The organism is Blastomonas aquatica, from assembly GCF_014639875.1.
GTDB lineage: Bacteria > Pseudomonadota > Alphaproteobacteria > Sphingomonadales > Sphingomonadaceae > Blastomonas > Blastomonas aquatica.
The window spans coordinates 76,618-97,836 of the sequence record NZ_BMGD01000002.1 but is presented as its reverse complement, the minus strand read 5'-3'; the positions used below and the strand labels follow the sequence as shown (position 1 = coordinate 97,836).

At 62.9% G+C, this 21,219-nt stretch carries 17 protein-coding genes; 12 read left to right on the top strand and 5 right to left on the bottom strand.

From position 1 onward, the window contains the following. Nucleotides 1-54: 54 nt before the first annotated feature. Together IEW00_RS04450 and IEW00_RS04445 are read right to left on the bottom strand one after the other, a co-directional pair. Nucleotides 55-1,278, bottom strand: coding sequence for an efflux RND transporter periplasmic adaptor subunit (locus IEW00_RS04450; RefSeq protein WP_188513194.1), 1,224 nt, complete (start codon nt 1,276-1,278; stop codon nt 55-57). 378 nt (nt 1,279-1,656) lie between these two features. Continuing rightward, on the bottom strand, nt 1,657-1,926 hold the full coding sequence (locus IEW00_RS04445) for a GlsB/YeaQ/YmgE family stress response membrane protein (RefSeq protein WP_188513193.1): 270 nt from the start codon (nt 1,924-1,926) through the stop codon (nt 1,657-1,659). Nucleotides 1,927-2,230: 304 nt separating this feature from the next. Here IEW00_RS04445 and IEW00_RS04440 point away from each other — a divergent pair, with 304 nt between their 5' ends. Both IEW00_RS04440 and IEW00_RS04435 read left to right on the top strand, forming a co-directional pair. Then, nucleotides 2,231-2,563: a DUF6481 family protein gene (locus tag IEW00_RS04440; protein WP_188513192.1), complete on the top strand. Its 333-nt coding sequence runs from the start codon at nt 2,231-2,233 to the stop codon at nt 2,561-2,563. Between the two features lie 41 nt (nt 2,564-2,604). Then, entirely contained in the window at nt 2,605-3,282 is a 678-nt protein-coding gene (locus IEW00_RS04435; RefSeq protein WP_188513191.1) for a spermine/spermidine synthase domain-containing protein, read from the top strand. A 112-nt stretch (nt 3,283-3,394) separates the two neighbouring features. Here IEW00_RS04435 and IEW00_RS04430 read toward each other — a convergent pair whose 3' ends face one another. Next, complete coding sequence (locus tag IEW00_RS04430) at nt 3,395-4,639, bottom strand: Coenzyme F420 hydrogenase/dehydrogenase, beta subunit C-terminal domain (protein ID WP_188513190.1); 1,245 nt, start codon at nt 4,637-4,639, stop codon at nt 3,395-3,397. A gap of 137 nt (nt 4,640-4,776) precedes the next feature. Between IEW00_RS04430 and IEW00_RS04425 the strand changes: the two genes are divergently transcribed. From IEW00_RS04425 to IEW00_RS04410, 4 genes are all read left to right on the top strand, one after another. After that, a complete protein-coding gene (locus IEW00_RS04425) occupies nt 4,777-5,112 on the top strand; it encodes an STAS domain-containing protein (protein ID WP_229736815.1) in 336 nt (111 codons plus the stop codon). 116 nt (nt 5,113-5,228) lie between these two features. Further along, entirely contained in the window at nt 5,229-6,143 is a 915-nt protein-coding gene (locus IEW00_RS04420) for an MBL fold metallo-hydrolase (RefSeq protein WP_229736814.1), read from the top strand. Then, on the top strand, nt 6,118-8,190 hold the full coding sequence (locus tag IEW00_RS04415) for a CHASE2 domain-containing protein (protein WP_229736813.1): 2,073 nt from the start codon (nt 6,118-6,120) through the stop codon (nt 8,188-8,190). Before IEW00_RS04420 ends, IEW00_RS04415 begins: the two co-directional genes overlap by 26 nt. 21 nt (nt 8,191-8,211) lie before the next feature. Then, nucleotides 8,212-9,084, top strand: coding sequence for an HpcH/HpaI aldolase/citrate lyase family protein (locus IEW00_RS04410; protein WP_188513186.1), 873 nt, complete (start codon nt 8,212-8,214; stop codon nt 9,082-9,084). Between the two features lie 18 nt (nt 9,085-9,102). On the opposite strand, the gene IEW00_RS04405 is transcribed toward IEW00_RS04410, so the two are convergent. Next, on the bottom strand, nt 9,103-9,267 hold the full coding sequence (locus tag IEW00_RS04405; RefSeq protein WP_188513185.1) for a DUF2256 domain-containing protein: 165 nt from the start codon (nt 9,265-9,267) through the stop codon (nt 9,103-9,105). A gap of 102 nt (nt 9,268-9,369) precedes the next feature. Between IEW00_RS04405 and IEW00_RS04400 the strand changes: the two genes are divergently transcribed. Next, on the top strand, nt 9,370-10,980 hold the full coding sequence (locus IEW00_RS04400; RefSeq protein ID WP_188513184.1) for an amidase: 1,611 nt from the start codon (nt 9,370-9,372) through the stop codon (nt 10,978-10,980). Nucleotides 10,981-11,283: 303 nt separating this feature from the next. Here the strand turns inward: IEW00_RS04400 and IEW00_RS04395 are convergent, their stop codons facing one another. Continuing rightward, entirely contained in the window at nt 11,284-12,777 is a 1,494-nt protein-coding gene (locus tag IEW00_RS04395; protein WP_188513183.1) for an alkaline phosphatase family protein, read from the bottom strand. A gap of 128 nt (nt 12,778-12,905) precedes the next feature. Between IEW00_RS04395 and ppc the strand changes: the two genes are divergently transcribed. From ppc to IEW00_RS04370, 5 genes are all read left to right on the top strand, one after another. After that, nucleotides 12,906-15,596, top strand: a complete 2,691-nt coding sequence (gene ppc, locus IEW00_RS04390; protein WP_188513182.1) for a phosphoenolpyruvate carboxylase — start codon at nt 12,906-12,908, stop codon at nt 15,594-15,596. 657 nt (nt 15,597-16,253) lie between these two features. After that, the gene (locus IEW00_RS04385; RefSeq protein ID WP_229736812.1) at nt 16,254-16,694 is read left to right on the top strand and encodes a curli assembly protein CsgF; all 441 of its coding nucleotides are present in this window, start codon (nt 16,254-16,256) and stop codon (nt 16,692-16,694) included. A 2-nt stretch (nt 16,695-16,696) separates the two neighbouring features. Next, complete coding sequence (locus IEW00_RS04380; RefSeq protein ID WP_229736811.1) at nt 16,697-17,686, top strand: CsgG/HfaB family protein; 990 nt, start codon at nt 16,697-16,699, stop codon at nt 17,684-17,686. A gap of 294 nt (nt 17,687-17,980) precedes the next feature. Further along, nucleotides 17,981-19,390: a beta strand repeat-containing protein gene (locus tag IEW00_RS04375; RefSeq protein ID WP_188513181.1), complete on the top strand. Its 1,410-nt coding sequence runs from the start codon at nt 17,981-17,983 to the stop codon at nt 19,388-19,390. A 67-nt stretch (nt 19,391-19,457) separates the two neighbouring features. Further along, the gene (locus IEW00_RS04370) at nt 19,458-21,131 is read left to right on the top strand and encodes a beta strand repeat-containing protein (RefSeq protein ID WP_188513180.1); all 1,674 of its coding nucleotides are present in this window, start codon (nt 19,458-19,460) and stop codon (nt 21,129-21,131) included. Nucleotides 21,132-21,219 lie beyond the last annotated feature (88 nt).

The following is a 21,219-nucleotide window of genomic DNA, read 5'->3' as shown; positions in this document are numbered from 1 at the left end:
ATCCATACCCACGGCTCGACCAACGCATGCCCCTGTTCGACAACCGGCAGGCAATCAGCTGGCCTTGGCGCCCTGGGCCTGCGGACGCACGGTTTCACCGGGATTGAGGAAGCCGCCTGCATAGAGCACGACGCGCTCCTGGCCGGTGATGCCGCTGACGATCGCGATGCCGCGCGGGGTTACCGTACCGGTGGTAACATCGCGCCGCTCGACCTTGTTATCCTTGCCGACGACATAGACATAGCTGCCCTTGTCATCGCTCAGTACTGCCGATTCAGGCAGCACGGGTGACTGCGACGAGCCGCTGATTACCGCGGCGCTGGCAAAGCCGCCGGGGCGCAGCGCCTTGTCATACGACAGCGCGATTCGCGCGATACCCTGACGCGAGGTTTCGTTTATCACCGGGGCAAGCTGCCAGACCTGGCCGGTAAAGGTCCGTCCGGCACCCACAGGGCGGACTTCGGCGCGCACGCCAACGCTCAGATTGGCAAGGTCGGCCTCCCCCATCTGAGCGCGCAATTCCATTTCGCCGCCTGCGGCCAGCCGGAACAGCACGCCGGTTCCTGCGCCAACAACCTGGCCCGGCTCGACATTGCGCTCGAGCACCAGACCTGATTCAGGCGCGCGGATATTCAGGCGTCCGTTACGGGCCTGCGCCTCGCGCAGCTGGGCGCGCGCAACCTCTACGCGGGCCACTGAAGAATCGCGCGTCGCGCGGCGGCGATCGACATCAGCCTTGGAAATGAAACCGCGATCAACCAGCTGCAGCGCTCGGTCGAGTTCGCTCTGTGCCAGCACCGAATCGGCCTGGCTGACCTCGATCTGCGCGGCAAGCGAGCGCGCCTGCTGGGCCTGGACATCCTGGTCGATGATTGCGAGCACCTGGCCGGTTCTGACCCAGTCACCCGGCTGCACCAGCACGCGGATGACCTGACCGCCTTCTCCGGCGATACCCACGGGCATCTCGCGGCGTGCCGCCAGCGTACCGGTGGCGTTGATCACGCGTTCGACCGACCCGGAACCCGGCACGATGACGGTAACCGCCGGCGCCTGCGAATCGCTGCCGCCTGCTCCTGCCTGCGCGCCTTCGCCCGCAGCGGTTTCCGCGTCGCCGCCAAAAAAGTATAGGCCGGCTGCAATCAGCAGCGCGATCGCGATAACCACCCCGATAATGGTGTTGCGGCGCTTCTTTTTTACGGTTTCGTCAACGTCCGATCCGTAGAGATCTTCGCTGCGCGCGGTAATCGAATCTCCGCCAAAACTGCTTTCGTAATTCATCGCCAGATCCGTCCAAACCCCGCCACCGCGCCAGTTGCGGCCCTGATCGTCCCGCGCTGCGAGAGCCAGACCCGCCCGGAACCGGAGGCTTTATAGCCGGAACACCGCCACCGCGGGTCCCGGACTGCATGGCACTGTGTTATCCAATTAAGTCACCACGTGCAAGCCATAATCCTGCCCGGGCGCACCGTCCTTAGGACCTGACAGTGTCAATGGCAATTGGTGAGGCGATTGCTCTTAATATACCTGATCGATAACGCGGCTGGTAAACAGCATTCGGGGAGCAGAAGGCAAATTCGCCCGCTGCTCCCCGTAACTGAGTCGGCCTGCGCAAGATCGCTATGCTTTCACCTGCGCAATAGAAGGGGTTGGATGCTCTTAGCGGGCACGGCCGCGTTGGATCATGTTTACGATCGCAAGCAGAATGACTGCACCGATAAACGAGGTCAGCAGCGTCAGCGGATCAAACGCATTCGCGCGCAGGCTGCCACCGCCGATGAGACCACCCAGTAGAAAGCGGCCCAAAATCGATCCGATACAGCCGACGACGACATTCCAGAAAACGCCCATCTGCGCATCGCGGTTCATGACCTTGCTGGCGAGCCAACCCATAATACCGCCCATAATCAGCGCCAGAATCAAACCCATGTTAGTCTCCCGTGATAGCTCGATGCCGGTCTTCGGTCATCTTGGCGAGGATTACGGCACAGCGATGAAGTGGTTCCGGGTTACGACGGGTAAATCTGGGCAATGCCCGCAATGCCGCCCGTCGCGAGGCCTGCACAGCGGAGAAACTGCGTGATTGCTCGACCGGCAAGAGCTTCAATCTTTGCGTTCTGCAGGCCGCTGGACTAAGGCGGCGCAATCAACGATCCGCGCAGATGGTCTGCGTGGCATATCGGGTCGATCGTGCGCGGCACCTTCCCGAATCAGAATGAAGAATTGAGATAACATGGCAGGTTACAAGGATCCGGGCTTTCAGGAACGTCAGGCCCTCGCGCAGAAGGCGCGGCAGGCAGCACTCGACAAGCTGAAAGCTAAGCCTGCGCCCGATCCCGAAGTCGTGGCCCAGCGTCTGGCTGCACAAGAAGCCAAGGAAGCTGCCCAGGCCGCCAAGCGCGCCGAGAAGATCGCCGAACGCGAGCAGGCCAAGATCGACGCCGCCGCCAAGATCGCCGCTGCCGAAGCCGAGGCCGAAAACGCCGCGCAGCAGGTCGTCGAAACCGAGGCGGAAAAGAAGCAGAAGCGCGATGCGCGGTATGCCGCGCGCAAGAAGCGCAGATAACCGAGCGTATGCGCTTTGGCCAATAATCCCGGTCAGGCTTCATGATCCCGCGTGAACTCCTTGCGACCGCCGTCGTCCCCGGCGGCGGCGATCCCCTGCGCTTGATCCGCCGCGGGACCGAATTCTCGATCATGCTCGGCGCCAACGAGTTGATGAACAGCCGGTTGAGCGGGTCGGAAGAGGCGCTCGCCACGCTCGCACAGGCCAGGCTGACCGATGTTGAAAAGCCCGCAGTGCTGATCGGCGGGCTGGGCATGGGCTTCACCCTGCGCGCCGCGCTCGCCTCCTTCGGGCAGCAAGCCCAGATCACCGTGGCAGAACTGGTCCCCGAAATCGTCGACTGGGCGCGCGGACCGATGGCGCATCTTCACGAAGGCACCCTGGACAGTCCGCAGGTGCAGGTCTGTGTGCAGGACGTCGGCGGATTGATCCGCGCCGGGCGCGGCCGGTATGATGCGATCCTGCTTGATGTCGATAACGGCCCCGATGGCCTGTCGCGCGAAGGCAACGATGCGCTCTACACGCTTGCCGGGCTATCCGAGGCGCGCGCGGCCTTGCGCCCCGGCGGCGTGCTGGCTGTATGGTCGAGCGGGCCCGATCCGCGCTTTACCGCACGGCTGCGCAAGGCGGGCTTCGATGTGTCCGAAGAAACCGTCCGCGCCACCGCATCGGGCCGCGGCGCACGCCACACCATCTGGATCGCGGTTCGGCGTAGCTGACCTCAGCACCTCCCAACCCCGTCATTCCCGCGAACGCGGGAATGACGCTTGTGGGCGAAGGTGGCAAAAAAGCGGGACCCCCGCGTTCGCGGGGGTGACGAGAGATGGCGCGTTAGGCGTCGCTTGGCTCGTGCCGCTCCCCGGGCTTCGGCTCGATCCCGTACGGCTTGACCAAAGCCCAGATGTGATCGGGGATCATCGTCTTCATTCGCGCAGGTTCTGCGCGGCGCAGGTGGAGCACGGTTTCGATCGCCTTCATCTCGAGCCGCGCGCGGGCGAACTCCTTGCCCCGCGGGCCGATGCGCGGCATCAGCCAGCCAAAGATCCTGCGCAGCATCTTGGGCATCCGCCGCAGTGGCAGACCGCCTGCCGCCAGTTCGGTGTTGGTCTTGAAGCCCTTGACCGGCCCTGCCCTTTTGCCCGCGCTGCCGACCTCGGCGCAGTGCAGTTCATCGCCCAGCAGCCGCACCAGCTCCTCGCCGCGTTCGTTGCGCACCAGCAGCCATTGCTTGCCCTGCCCCGCCATGTACCCCACCGTGATGTCCGCGAGCACATTGGTGTAATCGACACAGGTCCGGCAGGTCAGCGGAAAGAAATCCCCCGGCAGGTCCGAGATCGGCAGCTGCAGGAACGGAATGTCCCGGGTCTTGCCATCATCGAACCGCAGCTCGACGTGGTAATCGGCGCGGAACTCCAGATAGCTGATCGTCTCGGGCTGGTCGGAGAGCAGCCCCAGGAATGTGTGGAAATTCTCGGTGGTGGTGTTGTCCGAGCATGGCGTGCCGATGACGTAGATCCGTTCGAACCCCAGCTCCGCCTCGAGTGCGCGCAGCGCATGGATCTGGCACGGAATGCCGATCACCGCGATCCGCTTGTGGCCCGCCGCGCGCGCGGGTTCGAGCAACGCCAGCAACGGTGCATAGCCCATCCGCATGCCGCGCACCTTTGCCATGTCCTCAGCCCGGGTGATCAGCATCGGCAGCGGGCGCCAGCGATCATCGGGATGCGGGCCGATCGCCAGCACCGCATCGACCGCGCCGGTTTCCAGCAACCGCGCGCCGATGCGGGTGGTGATTCCGGTCCATTGCGCTCCGGGGGATGCGGGCACCAGTTCGGCCATCACCATCCGCTGATACGGGCCGAAGAACAGTTCGTCTTGCTTGCCGATATCGCGCGCGCGCCCGTGCGCCTGCGCCTCGAGCGCGGGGTAATCGGGCTGGATGAACTGGCACGCCCGCCCGCACGCCTTGGGGTCACTGCTGCGCGAGATACCGCAATCGGTACACAGGCTGCGCGGGACGGCGGGAGCGAAATCCACCGTGGTGATATGCGGGTTCGGCGCGGGTACAGTGTCCATTGGAGTTGACACTAGCCGGTGCGGCACCGGACAGCAATCTGTCCCTTTTCATATCACTGCAGCCACGGTGCTCAGGGCAACTTCCCACGAGGTTAATTTGTCGCTACGCTTTGCTCGAGATGCGAAAGGCAGAAGACATGCAGTGGTCCAGCACCGAGCGGCAGGGATGCGTTGTCGCGAGCCCCGACGGCCGGGTAGACGAGGCAACCGCGCAGGCGTTTGCCGATCATCTGGAAAGCAGCGTCGCGATGGCCGCCGAGTCGCCGGGGCGCAAGCTGGTGGTCGATTTCGCAGGGCTGGATTATATGTCGTCGCGCGGCCTGCGCGCGCTGACCCTGGCCAAGCGCGAGGCCGATGCCGCAGACGTGGCGATGTCGCTCGCGCGCCCCAACACGGTGATGCGCGAAATTCTGGCGATCAGCCGCTACGACAAGCTGTTCGTGGTCAGCGATACGATCGAGGATGCACTATAGACCATGCCGGCAGCGGCGGGGCGCACCGGCGGTAGACTGAACTGAGGGGGGTGCGGATGCTGGTCCGGTTCTGGGGAACACGCGGGTCTTTGCCAGTCGCGGCAACGGCGTCCATCATGCAGGAAAAGGTCGCGAATGCACTGCTTGCCGCATCGGGGCGCAGATTTGCGGATATCAACGAGGCGCGCGGCTTTACCCGTAACGAGCTCGACTTTGCCACCGGCGGCACCTTCGGCGGGGCAACCACCTGCGTCGAGATCGAGGCCGGTGATCCGGCGGCGGGCGATCCCTACATCATCTGCGACATGGGCAGCGGGCTGCGCGGCTTTGGCCTTGATGCCATGCGCCGCTGCGCCGGGGGGCATGCGCGAGTCTATCACTTCTTCATGTCGCACCTGCACTGGGACCACATCATGGGCTTCCCGTTCTTCGTGCCGGCGTTCGACCCCAACGCCCACATCATCATCCATTCGGGCCATGCCGATGCCGAGACCGCGTTGCGCCGCCAGCAGGAGGAAATCTCGTTCCCAGTTGCATTCGACTGGCTGCGCGCAAAAATCGAATTCGTGACGCTGAGCGCGGGCGAGGTCTATCAGATCGGCTCGGTGCAGGTCGAGGTGATGGAGCAGCACCATTCGCACAGCAGCTTCGGTTACCGCTTCACCGATGCTGCAGGCAAGGTCGCGGTGTTCAGCACCGACAGCGAGCACAAGATGGAGAAGATGCACGGCGAGGCCGATGTTGAGCAGTTCTTCAGCCAGGCCGATCTGGTCATCTGCGACACGATGTATTCGCTCGCCGACAGCGTTTCGATGAAGGAAGACTGGGGCCATTCGAGCAATATCGTCGCGATCGACCTGTGCCATGGTGCACGTGCCAAACGCCTCGCGCTGTTCCACCATGAGCCGGTCTATTCGGACGCCGACATCGCGCGGATGCACGCCGAGAGCATCCGCTACGAGGAACTGACCCGCGAGCATGCTCCGCTGGAGGTGCTGTGCGCCTATGACGGCCTTGAAGTCGTCCTCTAGCGCCGCCGCGCTCCCCTCGCGCACGCTGTGGCTGGCGGCGCTGGCGGGGTTTGCGCTCGCCGCATTGCTTAGCCTGGCGCTCAGCCCGCGCGCGCAGAACACCGTTTTCGATGGCTGGCAATGGCTTGCCCCGCGCGATCTTTCGGCCAGCGATGTGCGGGTCGTCGCGATCGGCGACGAGAGCCTCGATGTCATCGGCAGCTGGCCCTGGCCACGCCGGGTGTTTGCCACGCTGACCCAGCGTCTCACCGAAGGCGGCGCCAGCGCGATCGGCTTCGACATCATCTTTGCCGAACCCGACGCGGTCAGCCCCTCGCGCTTCTCCCGGCTGTACCCGCCCGACAGCCCCGCGACCGAGGCCTGGCTGGACGGGCTGGGGAGCATGGACGACGAATTTGCCGATGCGATCAGCACCGCGCCGGTGGTGCTCGGCCGCGCCGGGGTAACCCTGGGCGGCGCCGACCCTGCCGGCCTCACCCAATGGGCGACGATCACCGGCAAACCGCCCGCCGCCCTGCCCCGCTTCCCGTTGGTCCAGCGCAACCTCGAAACGCTCGAGCAGCGCGCACCGGGCTTCGGCCTGCTCAACGGCAAGCCCGACAGCGATGGCCGGGTGCGCGGGGTGCCTTTGGTGCTGCAGACCGGCGAGGCGGTGGTGCCCGGGCTTGCGCTCGAGTTGGCGCGGGTCGCGCTCGAGCAGCAGAGCGGTGCGGACACTGAGATCACGATGGCCCCGGGCAGCGTGCGGATCGGCGACCGCACGATCCCGGTCGACGAATCCGGCCGGATGCGGCTGCATTTTGCCGAGATCCCGCAGGCCCACGTCTATTCGGCGATCGAAATCCTGTCCGAGGACTTCGACCTCTCGCAGCTGCGCGGCAAGACGGTGATCGTCTCGCTGACCGCCGAAGGTTCGCCCGATATCGTCGCGACGCCTTTGGGGTCGGAGATGTTCGGGGTGTTGGTCCAGGCGCAGGCAGCCGACGCGATCCGGCGCGGTGGCTGGCTGGTCCGGCCGATGTGGAGCAAAGCTGCCGAATGGATCGCAGGCGTGGCTCTGGCGGTCATCCTGCTGCTGCTCGCCGCGCGCCAGACCCGGGGGCGTATGACGTGGGCCGTGCTCGCAGGCGCGGTGCTGGTCCTGCCGATGGCATCATGGCTGCTGTTCAGCCTGGCCGATACGCTGTTCGATCCGCTGCGGCCTTTGTTGCTCGGCAGCGGCGCCGCGCTCGCGGTGTTCGGCGCGCTGTTCCGCGAGGCGCGACGCGAACGCGCGGTGCTCCGAGATGCACAAAGCCGCAGCGAGGGCGAACTGGGCGCAGCGCGCGCAATCCAGCTTGGCATGCTGCCTGATCGTGCTGCGCTGGCAAAGCTCGATCCGCGCATCGATATCGCCGCACAGCTGGAAGCCGCCAAGTCGGTGGGCGGCGATTTTTACGACATCATCCCGCTCGATTCTGACCGGGTGGTGATCCTGATCGCCGACATCACCGGCAAGGGCGTCCCTGCCGCCTTGTTCATGGCGCTGTCCAAGGCGCTGTCGCGCAGCGTGATGCTGCGCAGCCCGGGCGATCTGGCCGATACCGCCGCGATGCTCAACGCCGAGCTGATGCGCGACAGCGGCGACCAGTTGGGGCTGACGATGCTGCTGTGCCTGATCGACCTTGCCACCGGACGAGTCGAGATGGTCAATGCCGGGCACGACAACCCGCTGCGGATCACCACCGCAGGCGAGGTGATCGACGAACCGCTCGAGGGTGGGCCGCCGTTCTGCATCATGGATTATCCCTGGCCCGCCGAGCACCTCACCTTGCTCCCCGGCGAGGCGCTGGTGCTGATCACCGATGGCGTGACCGAAGCGCAGAACCGGCAGGAGCAGCTGTTCGGCACAAAGCGCACCCGCGATGCGCTGGTCGCCGACCAGTCGAGCGCGGCTGCGATGGTCGCCACCCTGTGCGGTGAGGTGCGCACGTTCGAAGATGGCACCGACCCCAGCGACGACCTCACCGTGGTTGCCTTCCGCTATCTGGGTGCTAATCCGGGGTGACCTTCAGCCAGGACAACCGCCATGACCGAAACCGTCCGCCCCCGGCGCAGCGCGCTCTACATGCCCGCCTCCAATCCGCGCGCGCTGGCCAAGGCGCGCAGCCTGGCTGCCGATGTGATCATCCTCGATCTCGAAGACGCGGTCGCGCCCGAGGCCAAGGAAAGCGCACGTGAGGCTGCGATCGCTGCGGCTGCTGAAGGAGGCTTCGGCAACCGCGAGCTGGTGATCCGGATCAACGCTCTCGACACACCCTGGGGCAAAGACGATCTCGCCGCCGTCGCGCATGCCCAGATCGACGCGGTGCTGGTACCCAAGGTTTATCGTCCCTCGGACATCACAGCCTGCAACGCAGCTTTATCCGACGCACCGTCGCGGGTGCAACTGTGGGCAATGATCGAGACCTGCGCCGTGGTGCCGCACTTGGATGCGCTCGCCGCGCTGTCGGCGGGAACCCGGCTGTCGCTCTTCGTGATGGGGGTCAACGATCTCGCCAAGGAAATGCGCGCGAAGCTGACGCCCGAGCGCACGCCCTTCCTGCCGATCATGTCGTTAGCGGTGGTGGCAGCGCGTGCCCATGGCGTGGCCGTACTCGACGGGGTGTGCAACGAGTTCCGCGATCTGGATGTTTTCGAGGCAGAGGCGCGGCAGGGGTTGATGTTCGGGTTCGACGGCAAGACGCTGATCCATCCCGACCAGATCGGTCCGTGCAATGCTGTGTTCTCGCCGAGCGCAGCCGAACTGGCGCACGCCCAAGCGGTGATCGCAGCGTTCGCCCTGCCCGAGAATGCCGGCAAGGGCGCGATCCGGGTCGATGGCCGGATGGTCGAACTGCTGCACCTCGAACAGGCCCGGCAGCAGGTGGCGATTGCCGAGGCAATATCCGAGCAGGCCTGAAACAGGAGTGTTGGCGGGTTAGGCCGGGCGGTTCTTGCGCCTCAGGTCACCCTTGCAGCGTTCCGAACAGGTTTTCACGTTGTCCCAGTCGCGCTCCCATTTCTTGCGCCAGGCAAACGGCCGCCCGCACGCCGCGCAGATCTTCTCGGGCAGGTTCGATTTGGTGTAGCGTTTCTCGGGCATCCCGCGCGATATGGGCGCTGCACCGGGCCTTGGCCAGTGCATGGACAACAAAATGCCCGCGCACCATCTTGCCGGGCGAAAACGCCACGCTATCGTGGCGACATGCGAACCCTTGCCCTGGCGCTTGCCGCCCTCGCCCCGCTCCCTGCCCTTGCCCAAGATGAACCGCCGCGCATCGCCCGCATGGCGGTGCAGGTCGAGGAAAAATCGATCCCCGAACTGGCCGCGATGCTGGCGGCAGGAACGATCAGCAGCGAGGAACTGGTGCGCGCCCATATGGACCGGATCGAGGCACTCGACCGCAAGGGGCCGAAGCTCAACAGTGTTATCGCGGTCATGCCCGGTGCCATCGAGGAAGCGCGGGCGCGCGATGCCGATCGCAAGAGAGGCGATGTTCGCGGGCCGCTCCATGGCATCCCGATCCTGATCAAAGACAATATCGAGGCCAAGGGCCCCGTCCCCACCACCGCCGGATCGACCGCGTTGCTGAACAACGTCACCGACCGCGATGCACCTCTGGTGGCGCGGCTGCGCGCGGCGGGCGCGATCATCCTGGGCAAGACCAACCTGTCGCAATGGGCCAACATCCGATCGGACAACGCGACCAGCGGCTGGTCGAGTGTCGGCGGGCTGGTGAAGAACCCCTATGCGCTCGATCGCAACAGTTGCGGGTCTTCTTCGGGCAGCGGCGCTGCGGGCGCGGCGAGCCTTGCGGCGGCGACGATCGGCACCGAGACCGATGGCTCTGTGACCTGCCCTGCATCGACCAACGGGCTGGTCGGCTTCAAACCTACCGTGGGCCTCGTCTCGCGCACGCATGTCGTACCCATCAGCCACAGCCAGGATACCGCAGGACCGATGGCGCGCAGCGTCACCGACGCCGCCTTGGTGCTGACCGCGCTGGCGGGGTCAGATCCGGCTGACCCGGCCACCGCAGAGGCGGATGCACGCAAGACCGATTACGCTGCCGGGCTGTCGGCGGATTATCTGAAAGGCGTCCGCATCGGGGTGCTGAGGGATCGCACCGGAAACAATGCACGGGTGCAGGCGGTGTTCGCGGGCGCACTCGATTGGTTCATCGCAGCCGGGGCCGAACTGGTCGAGATCGAAGAAAGCCGCACCGGGCTCGAGAGCCTGGGCGAAGCCGAGTTCAAGGTGCTGATGGTCGAGCTCAAGGCCGATCTCAATGCCTATCTGGCGAGCACCCCCGCCGCGGTGAAGCATCGGACGCTCAAGGACATCATCGCGTTCAACGCCGCCAATGCCGCCACCGAGCTGGCGTGGTTCGACCAGGGATTGTTCGATCTGGCTGAAAGCCAAAAGGGGCTCGACGATCCGGAGTACATCGAAGCGCTGGCCAAATCGAAGCGGCTGGCGGGAGCAGAGGGCATCGACAAGCTCATGAAAACGCATGACGTGCGCTTTCTGATCGGCCCCAGCAATGCGCCTGCCTGGGTCAGCGACCTGGTCAATGGCGATAACGGCAGCGGCCCCAGCCAGAGCCAGATGCCCGCGATCGCAGGCTATCCGCACATCACCGTGCCGATGGGATACGTGGCTGGGCTGCCTATCGGCCTGTCGATCATTGGCGGGGCATGGCAGGACCATGATGTGATCAAGGCGGGATATGCCTTCGAGCAGGCAAGCCAGGCCCGCGTCGCTCCGGGCTATGCGTCAACCGCAGATGCGGCGGCCGAGCCGATCCAGCGATAAAACCGAGACAGGCGCGCATATCTGGCCTCTCCCTCGATGAAAGAGGCGGCCCCCTTGATGGGAGAGGCGGCCCTGTTGGCCTCTCCCTTGATGGGAGAGGCGGTGAGACTTGGTGGCTTAGCCACCTAGTCGCAGCGGTGAGGGCGATGGTGCGGCTGGGTACATGCGTCGCGGCGTCGCACCTTTAGCGCAAGCCGGCGAGATCACACCAACCCAACCCTCCCCCATCAAGGGGGAGGGCTTTTGCGGGGCGCGGCGGATGCCAATCCTCTCCCCTCCCGCCTGCGGAAGGGGAGACAGAGGTCACATCCCCAAGATATGCTTGGCAATGTGGTAGATGCTGTGCTGTTCCAGCGTGCCGCCGAACAGGTGCGCGCTGGGGCCAGCAGCCTTCAGCACCACGTCTTCGCCCGCATGGGTCTCGCCCGATGTCGGCACCGTCGCCTGTTGCTGATAGTTGAGCGCTTCGGTGTCTTCCTGCGCGGGATCGTTGCGCGGGCCATCGACCTTGGCGCCCGGGCCGTTGGCGTAACCCAGCGTGGTATAGGGCTTTCCGTCCTTGGCATTGAGTGGCTCGCCATCCTCGGTGACGCTGGCGAGACCGAAGATCGAGGTTCCGCGCGGCGGATAACCCGCGATGGTGAAGACATGGCTGTGATCGGCGGTGACCAGCACCAGGGTCTCGTCGAGATCGACCATCTCCAAAGCCCGCGCCACCGCTTCGTCAAACGCCACGGTATCCTCCAGCGCGCGTTGCGCGTTGCCGCCGTGGTGGGCGTGGTCGATCCGGCCCCCCTCGATCATCAGCACATAGCCCTTGTCGGCGCGCTGCAGACGCGTGATCGCCAACGCCGTCATCTGCGAAAGCGATGGCTCGCCTGCTTTATCTTTCTCCCGGTCGGCCTCGAACTGCATGTGGCTGGGCTCGAAAAGGCCGAACACCGGCGTGTCCTTTGCGCCGTCAAGCAGGTTGAACTGCGCGGCGTTCCAGACATACTCGCCTTGCGGGTTGCGCTGCTGCCACTCGGCGATCAAATCGCGGCCATCGCTGCGACTTCCCATTTTGTCGGTATATTCAGGATCCGCCTGGGTGTTGGGCATGAACGCCGCGCGGCCGCCACTCAATACGACCTTCAACCCTTTGGCATGGGGCCATTCGACGAGCTGGCGTGCGATATCCTTGCACGCCGCGCCCGCTGGCAGATCCGCATTGCTCTCCCAGTTCCGATCGACGCTGTGAGCGTAGGCGGACGCGCCCGTGGCATGGGTGATGCGCGCGGTCGAGATCACGCCCAGTGCTTTTCCTGCGGTTTCGGCCTGCTCGAACAGCGTCGACACCTCCTGCCCCGCTGCTGTGTCGCACTTGCCGCGCAGGGCGGCAGGCGTGAGTCCCAACATTCCCGACCGGGTCTTGGTACCCGTGACCAGCGCCGTCGCCGTCGCCGCCGAATCGGACACCTGGAAATCGTGGCTGTAGGTCTTGACGATGGCCGAATAGGGCAGCGAATCCATCGCGGTTTCGGTGGATTCGCCATCCTTGCCCGCCTTCTGCCCCTGCCAGATGCGCGCAGCGGTCAACGTGCTGACCCCCATGCCATCGCCAATGAAGATGATCAGGTTCTTGGCCTTGCCCTCGTTCACCGGCATCGCCAGCCGCGCCTCAAGCTGTGCGCGGCCCTGCGCGGCGTAGCTCTCGGCGGTCTGCTCGGGTGCCTTTGCGCCAGCGGTGTCCTGCGCGATGGCGGGTGAAACGATCGCGGTGGATATCAACAGCGCGGCGGCAAACAAACGGATCATGGGAAGGTCTCCTCGACTTTGGGCCCGTCTTTCATGAACGCGTGACAATTTCGAGACATTTCGATCTCCCGTCGCAATGTCGTCCGCTACGCCTTGACCCTGTGATTTTTGCAGCGCAGCATAAGCGCATGGCCGATATCGAAAACAACCCGCCCGCCCCCATCAGTCAGAACCCCGACATCCGCTATCTTGGCCGGATTCTCGGCGACGTCATCCGCGCATATGGCGGAGAAAAGCTGTTCCGCCAGACCGAGTACATCCGTTCGGCCAGTGTCGACCGGCATCGCGGCGTCGCGGGCGCCGAGGCGATCGATACCGGCCTCGAAGCGCTGAGCCTTGATGATACGCTGGCATTCGTGCGCGGGTTCATGCACTTTTCGATGCTCGCCAACCTGGCCGAAGACCGTCAGGGCGTGGCGCAGGAAACCGGCGCGACCGTCGCCGAAGCGGTCGCGCGGCTGCGCGCCAACGGCGTGAGTGACACCGCTATCACCGACCTGCTCGACCACAGCCTGATCGTGCCGGTGCTGACCGCGCACCCCACGGAAGTCCGTCGCAAGTCGATGATCGACCACAAGAACCGTGTCGCCGATCTGATGAAGATGAAGGACGCAGGGCTTGACCAGACCCCCAATGGCGACCCGATCGACGAGGCGCTGCACCGCCAGATCGCGCTGCTGTGGCAAACCCGCCCGCTGCGCCGCGAACGATTGTTTGTTGCCGATGAGGTCGAGAACGCGCGCGCCTATATGCAGGACGTGTTCCTGCCCGTACTGCCGATGCTGTACGCGCGCTGGGAGCGCGTGCTGGGCCGCCGCCCGGGGCCTTTCCTGCGGCTGGGCAGCTGGATCGGTGGCGACCGCGATGGCAATCCGTTCGTCACCGCAGATGCGCTGCGCCACGCGCTGGGGCGGCAGGCCGAAACCGCCATGATCCATTACCTCGATTGCGTCCACGCGCTGGGACAGGACCTTTCGATCGCCACCGGGCTGTCGAACACCCCCGAAGCCGTCCAGGCGCTTGCGACACGCAGCGGCGATATCTCGCCCAGCCGCGCCGATGAACCCTATCGCCGCGCGCTGGCCGGCATCTATGCCCGGCTGTGTGCGACCCATATTCATTTGACCGGCAAGCAGCCCCCGCGCCCATCGGCATTGACGGGAGACGCCTATGCCAGCCCCGGCGATCTGCGCAACGACCTGGCAGCGCTCGCCAATGGCCTGGCCGATGATGGTGCGGGGATGCTGGCCAGCGGCGGCGCGCTCGGGCGGCTGATCCGTGCGGTCGAGATCTTCGGCTTCCATCTGGCCACGCTCGACCTGCGCCAGAACAGCGATGTTCACGAACGCGTGGTGGCAGAGCTGTTCAAGGTCGCGGGAGTCTGCCCCGATTATCTGGCGCTGGACGAGGCTGCGAGGGTTGCACTGCTGCGCGCCGAGCTTGGCCATGGCCGCCTGCTGGTCAACCGCTGGCATGATTATAGCGAGGAAACCGCCAAGGAGCTCGCGATCATCGAGGCCGCGGCCCAAGCACACGGCGATTATGGCACGCAGGCGATCACCGCATATAACATCAGCAAGGCCGAAAGCGTCTCGGACATGCTCGAGGTCAACCTGCTGCTCAAGGAAGCAGGCCTTTACCGCCCGGGACCAACGCCTCAGGCTGCGATCATGGCCGTGCCCTTGTTCGAGACGATCGGCGATCTGGAAAACGCGCCGCAGATCATGCGCGCCTATTTCGCGCTCCCCGAGATCGCAGCATTGGTGAAGGCGCGCGGCTATCAAGAGGTGATGGTCGGCTATTCGGACAGCAACAAGGACGGTGGCTACCTCACCTCGACCTGGAGCCTCAACCACGCCAGCCGCGCGCTGGCCAAGGTGTTCTCCGAGACGGGCATAGCGATGCAATTGTTCCACGGGCGCGGCGGCGCGGTGGGGCGTGGCGGCGGATCGAGCTTTGCCGCGATCCGCGCGCAGCCTAAAGGCACGGTGCAGGGCCGCATCCGCATCACCGAACAGGGCGAGGTCATCGCTGCCAAATACGGAACCGTGGAAAGCGCCGAGCTCAATCTCGAGGCGATCACCTCGGCCGCGCTGATCGCGACGCTCGACCATGACGGCTTGAGCGAAGCCGACGAGGCGCGCTTTGCCTCGGCGATGGACATGATCTCGCGCGAGGCGTTCCGTGCCTATCGGGACCTTGTTTACGGCACCGAGGGGTTCAACCAGTTCTTCCGTGCCGCGACCCCAATCAGCGAGATCGCCGACCTCAAGATCGGATCGCGCCCTTCAAGCCGGTCGAAAAGCCAGAAGATCGAGGATTTGCGGGCGATCCCTTGGGTGTTCAGCTGGGCGCAGGCGCGGATCATGCTGCCGGGCTGGTATGGCGTCGGCCAGGCGCTTGAGACCCATGCCGACAAGGGGCTGTTGAGCGCGATGGCGCAAGGATGGCCGTTCTTCCAGGCGCTGCTTGGCAATATGGAGATGGTGCTGGCCAAATCCGACATGGATATCGCCCGCCATTATGCCGGGCTGGTGCCCGATGAAGCGCTGCGCGATCACGTTTTCGGCGCGATCACTTCAGGCTGGGACGCCGCGCATGACAATCTGCTGACCATCACCGGACAGTCGCGGCTGCTCGCCAACAACCCCGCGCTCGACACCTCGATCCGGTTGCGGCTGCCCTATATCGTGCCGCTCAACCTGCTGCAGATCGAACTGATCAAGCGCCACCGTGCGGGCGAAGCCGACGAGCGCATCCCCGAAGGCATTCAGCTCTCGATCAATGCGATCGCGACCGCGTTACGCAACAGCGGATGATAGTGGCGGATCAATCCGCTGCCACATCTTCCGGGCGGTGATCGCCAAGGTCCGGCCGGTGAGCTTTGGGCACGCCCAAAGGCTGTTCATCATGGCAGGCCGTTGTCCGAGCCGGCGCACGTCGTGTATTGTCCCAAAATGGGCTGATGCAACCCGGTCACCGACGATGATGCGCATGGCGTTATGCGATTCCAATATGTTACCAAACGTCGTTAACGTTCATCAAATCACTGCTGACCCACTGCGCGAGGTCTGAAATCGGGTCCCGAAGGTCGAATTCAGCACCCGCGATGACACCTAATTGCCGCTTTTCTGACAATTTATTGTGTCAATTCCGGACATAATGTAAAATCAATCAGCGGCTTGGCGTCTGGTTCCAGAGCCTGAAGCGGGCTGGCCGACGCGCTGTCGGAGCGCTGATCCTTCGCGAATGCGGGAGAAATGCTGGGATCGAGGGCGATCGCCCGAGCAATATGCGGGCGAGCCTGAAAAAATCACCATCAGTTCGGGGCAGGCTTATAGTCATTTTGCATTATTTTACCCCTCATTAAACCTCCTTAAGGTCACCTTAACAACTTCGAGTCGCAAGAAATATTGATGCACCTGACGGACGAAAAGGTTCGCAGGGCATAACGCAGGAGATCGATTGTGCACTCGTTGACAGGTGCTGCCAAGGCCGGGCTTTCGGTCTTGATTGGAGTGTTGTGCGTCACAGCTCCGCTGTGCGCTACCGCTCAAGCCCAGGATATTGTTTATCAACCCATCAATCCGAGCTTCGGTGGTAACCCCTTCAATTCCAATCACCTGCTTGGCATTGCCAATGCACAGAACGATTTCACCAATCCTACGTCTTCAAGCAGCTCTTCGCAGGCAGACATTTTTGCCCGCCAGCTGCAGTCGCGGCTGTTGTCAGCGCTGTCTTCTCAGCTCGTGAACGCCATCTTTGGTGAAAATCCGCAAGAGAACGGAACGATCAGCTTCGGCGGACAGACGGTCAACTTCATCCGCTCGCTGACCGAAGTGACCATCACCATCATCAACGACGATACCGGCGAAGAGACCGTGATCGTCGTGCCAACCTTCATCGATGTGAACTGACCATGATGGGGGGCAAAACCATACGCCTTGCGGCGCTGATGACGACCGCGCTGATGGCAGGTTGCACCACCGTGGGTGGAAGCGGCAAGGCTGCCATTCCCGAAACCACCAGCTATGCCTTTCTGCCCAACGCCACCCAGACCCAGCTGCTGTTGCAGGGCATCCCTGCCCCATCGCGGCAAGTCGCGGTCGCGGTCTACAACTTCACCGACCAGACCGGCCAGTTCAAACCCAGCTCTACCGGGCAGACGCTCTCGCGTGCGGTCAGCCAGGGCGGTGCTTCGGTGCTGGTCAAGGCGTTGCAGGATGTCGGCGGTCGGTCGTGGTTCACCATCGTCGAGCGCGAGAACCTCAAGAACCTGCTCAACGAACGGCAGATCATCCGCGAGATGCGCGAACGCTATCTTGGCGAGCGCGCGGTCAACCCCGATGCGCTTCCCGCGCTGCTGTTTGCCGGCGTTCTGCTTGAAGGCGGCGTGATCGGCTATGACACCAACACGCTGACCGGTGGCGCAGGCGCTGCGTTCCTCGGCATCGGCGGCCGCACCGAATATCGCCAGGACACGGTGACGGTTTATTTGCGCGCTGTGTCGGTGCGCACAGGTGAAGTTCTGACGACGGTTACCGCATCGAAAACCATCGCATCGCAATCGATGGGTGCGAGCGCCTTCAAGTTCGTCGCATTCCGCGAACTGCTCGAGGCCGAAGCCGGCTTCACGACCAACGAACCCGACCAGCTGGCGCTGCAGCAGGCCATCGAAAAGGCGGTTTATGCGCTGGTGATGGAAGGCGTAGAGCTGAAGCTGTGGGATTTCGCCGATCGCACCGCGGGCATGGCGAAGCTGCTGCAGTATCAGCAGGAACGCGATGGCAAGTTTACCCCGGGCCAGGTCCAGCGCGCCGAAGAAAAGGCGCGTTCACTGGCCCCAATGAAAGTTAAGGAAAAAAAGAATAACGGGGAAGGCAATAAGGGGAATTCGGAAACGGATTAACAGTTTTCCCCGGTCAGTCGCAGTTGCTGCGACCTGACCGGCAATAACAAGGGTAAAGGGCAAGCCTGGTAATTCAGGGTCGTTCAAAGCCTTAGGATCGCGGAAGAGAGCTGGAGCCGGTCAGGCGGTATTCGGCGATGTAACAAAAGCCTGACAATACTCACGCACCGGAGGTGCAACTCCGATGCGTGAGCGTGACAACAATGAGTGCGTGTGAAACAATCATGCTGACCCCGAAGGCAGTCCGCTTTCGGAGCAGCATGGTTATGACCCTTTGAAAGAGGATTATCAACCATGAAGACCTCCATCTATACCTCCGTCTCGGCGCTTGCGCTGATGTTCGCTGCCCCTGCCATGGCGCAGTCGCAAACTTCGGTCATCACTCAGGACGGTGCCAGCATGGGTGCCACAGTTACCCAAGTGGGTAATGAAAACGTCTCGGATGTCGATCAGGATGGCAACAACAACACCGCCACCGTTGATCAGGAAACCAACCCTGCCGGATCACCTACGTTCGGTACGGCAGCCAATAATTCCGATATCAATCAGTCGGGCAGCTTCAGCACTGCGTCAGTAACGCAGGACAATGACAATGCTGCGGGCGCAACCAACAGCGCGACAATCAACCAGTTCGGCAATGCCGTTGGTACTGCAGACAAGAATGAGGCTAGCATTACCCAAGCTGGCGACGGCAACACCGCAACGACGACACAGGGCACCAACGGCACTGCCGTCAACACCAACTTTGCCGAAGTCGAACAGACCGGTCAGTTGAACTCTTCGACAGTCAATCAGCAGGACCAGGCTGGCGGCACCGCGTCGGTGACACAGATCGGCACCGGAAGCACTTCGGAAGTTGGTCAGACTTCCGATGGATCTAAGGCTACCGTCATTCAGTCAGCTAACGGAAACTTTTCGTCTGTAATTCAGGGGCGCCCTACCCCAACTAACTTCCAGACCAACAGCCAAGAAGCGCTGGTGACCCAGAGCGGTCTTGATAACCAGTCGTTCGTTACGCAGTCCGGTTCGAGCGGTGAAGTTAATGTTAACCAGGGCGGCAACGACAACTTGTCGACGGTAGTTCAGTCGGGGTTCGACAACTCGTCGGGTGATATCTCTGCCGCGCTTGTCGGTGTGAATCAGACGGGCGACGACAACGTATCGACCGTCACTCAAAGCGGTCAGCTTTCGGAAGCTTTCGTTAGCCAGATTGGCGATGACAACACTGCCACGATCACCCAGTCTGTTAGTAATGCCCCAAACCCTCCGGGCGGCCCTGATCCGCGTGTCGTAGTTGCCAATATCACTCAGGGTGGTGACGACAATACTAGCACAATCACTCAGTTTGGCGGTGATTCAACCACTAGTGCTCGACTTATGACGGCTTCGAGCAACCAGAGCGGTAGCGACAATAGCAGCACAATCAGTCAGACGAATAATCTGATCAATGCTGTTGCGTCTGAGAATGATGCGACCGCGATCCAGAGCGGCGATGACAATGAATCGTCGATTATTCAGAACGGTGCCGAAAATACCGCCGAACTGACCCAGACTGGTGATTTCAATGTCTCGGACATCACCCAAACCGGCTTTGGCCATAGCGCTACCGTGTCACAGTTCTCCGACTTCAACGACTCAAGCGTTAGCCAGACTGGTACCGGAAACACTGCAACGGTGATCCAGGGAACCCCCGGCGTTAACTAAGACATAATGTTTCTGGCTGGCGTCCGGACGGGGGCGCCAGCCAGGGCATTCTTTTGGAAGAAAAATCATGAAAAAGTTTTTGATGCTCAGTGCATCGTCGCTGGCGCTTCTCACCGCCGTTCCCGCTATGGCGCAGAACAACACATCGATCGCTGACCAGTCGGGCACTAACGGTGACGCCACTGTCACCCAGACCGGTGTTTTCGGTTACTCGGAAATCGATCAGGGCGGTGCCAACAATTCCGCAACGCTGACCCAGTCGGGCAACAGCAACGAATCCTACATCGAGCAGGACAACGGTGTCGGCAGCAGCGATGACAACAACACCGCAACGGTTACGCAGTCAGGTACCAAGAACCTGTCGAACGTCAGCCAGACCAACGATTTTGGAACTGCGACCGTCACTCAGGAAAACCTTGGAAACATCTCGACAGTGAACCAGACCGGCGACCTCGACACCGCCGACGTGACCCAGACCGGGGACGACAACCTTTCGACGGTGACCCAGTCGGGCAACCTCAACACCGCCGATGTCGTGCAGAGCGGAAGCAACAATGAATCGACTCTCACGCAGAGCAGCGGACTGAACCAGGCCGTCGTCACGCAGAGCGGTGGCTTCAACGGATCGACACTGGTGCAGACCGGGCTTGGCGCGAACGTCGCCAACGTGCTGCAGCAGGGCTCGGGCAACGATTCCGACATCATCCAGGGTGGCGCCGGTAACGGCATCGGCAATTCGACCGCAGCCGGGGTCGTCCAGCTGAGCGACGGCAACGAAGCCGTTGTTCGTCAGGCCGGCGGCCTGCATGAAGCCTTCATCGAACAGAAGGGCAGCAACGACAACTTCGCTTCGATCGATCAGGGCGCAAATGCCAGCTCCGACCACACCGCTGACATCCGTCAGGATGGTGGCGACAACACCGCAACCGTCGTACAGCGTGGCTTCAACGAGAACGCCGCTGTGCTCCAGGGTGGTGGCGACAATATCGCTACTGTGGATCAGGGTGGCGGCGTTGGTCGCAACCACAATGCGTTCGTCGACCAGCAGGGCAACGAGAACCTTGCCAAAATCGCCCAGCGCGGTGAGAATCAGACTGCATCGATCACCCAGCCTGGCAGCGGCAACGAAGCCGAAATCGATCAGGGTCGTGACCGCGGTGGCTTCCTCGGTGGGCTGTTCGATACCGGCTTCGGTGCAGACCAGATGGCGAGCATCACGCAGGAAGGCAACGACAACTCGGCCTTGACCACCCAGCGCGGTGAAAACCAGAGCGCAACGATCCAGCAAATCGGATCGAACAACGTCGGTGGCAATGGCTTCGCCTACGGTGCTCGGATCATTCAGGGTGGCGACAATGGCAGCGATAACGCCGCGTCGATCATCCAGATCTCTGACGCCAACCGTGCGTTGACCAACCAGCAGGGCACCGGCCTTTCGGCCGACGTCTTTCAGGGTGACAACGGCAATAACGAAAGCATGATCATGCAGACCGGCAACGGTGGTGCAATTGAACTCAATGCTGACGTAGTCCAACTCGGCGCGAACAATGTTTCGGGTATCAACCAGAGCGGCATTGGCCAGACGGCAAACGTGTCACAGTACGGCGAGGACAATCTCTCGACGATCGTCCAGACCGGCAGCGGACATCAGGCCACTGTCACGCAGAACTCCGACTTCAACACCTCGAACATCACCCAGGGCGGCACCGGCCATAGCGCCACCGTCACCCAGGGGTTTTGATCACTTCGGTCCTTGGGGTCATCTGACCTGATGTGACCCTGTATCCGGCCTATCCAGGATGCAGGGTCACCTCGACCAACTGAAAAGG

Coding starts and splice junctions, on each gene's coding strand:
- IEW00_RS04450 (WP_188513194.1), bottom strand. CDS start 1,278: ATGAATTACGAAAGCAGTTTTGGCGGAGATTCGATTACCGCGCGCAGC.
- IEW00_RS04445 (WP_188513193.1), bottom strand. CDS start 1,926: ATGGGTTTGATTCTGGCGCTGATTATGGGCGGTATTATGGGTTGGCTC.
- IEW00_RS04440 (WP_188513192.1), top strand. CDS start 2,231: ATGGCAGGTTACAAGGATCCGGGCTTTCAGGAACGTCAGGCCCTCGCG.
- IEW00_RS04435 (WP_188513191.1), top strand. CDS start 2,605: ATGATCCCGCGTGAACTCCTTGCGACCGCCGTCGTCCCCGGCGGCGGC.
- IEW00_RS04430 (WP_188513190.1), bottom strand. CDS start 4,639: ATGGACACTGTACCCGCGCCGAACCCGCATATCACCACGGTGGATTTC.
- IEW00_RS04425 (WP_229736815.1), top strand. CDS start 4,777: ATGCAGTGGTCCAGCACCGAGCGGCAGGGATGCGTTGTCGCGAGCCCC.
- IEW00_RS04420 (WP_229736814.1), top strand. CDS start 5,229: ATGCAGGAAAAGGTCGCGAATGCACTGCTTGCCGCATCGGGGCGCAGA.
- IEW00_RS04415 (WP_229736813.1), top strand. CDS start 6,118: ATGACGGCCTTGAAGTCGTCCTCTAGCGCCGCCGCGCTCCCCTCGCGC.
- IEW00_RS04410 (WP_188513186.1), top strand. CDS start 8,212: ATGACCGAAACCGTCCGCCCCCGGCGCAGCGCGCTCTACATGCCCGCC.
- IEW00_RS04405 (WP_188513185.1), bottom strand. CDS start 9,267: ATGCCCGAGAAACGCTACACCAAATCGAACCTGCCCGAGAAGATCTGC.
- IEW00_RS04400 (WP_188513184.1), top strand. CDS start 9,370: ATGCGAACCCTTGCCCTGGCGCTTGCCGCCCTCGCCCCGCTCCCTGCC.
- IEW00_RS04395 (WP_188513183.1), bottom strand. CDS start 12,777: ATGATCCGTTTGTTTGCCGCCGCGCTGTTGATATCCACCGCGATCGTT.
- ppc (WP_188513182.1), top strand. CDS start 12,906: ATGGCCGATATCGAAAACAACCCGCCCGCCCCCATCAGTCAGAACCCC.
- IEW00_RS04380 (WP_229736811.1), top strand. CDS start 16,697: ATGATGGGGGGCAAAACCATACGCCTTGCGGCGCTGATGACGACCGCG.
- IEW00_RS04375 (WP_188513181.1), top strand. CDS start 17,981: ATGAAGACCTCCATCTATACCTCCGTCTCGGCGCTTGCGCTGATGTTC.
- IEW00_RS04370 (WP_188513180.1), top strand. CDS start 19,458: ATGAAAAAGTTTTTGATGCTCAGTGCATCGTCGCTGGCGCTTCTCACC.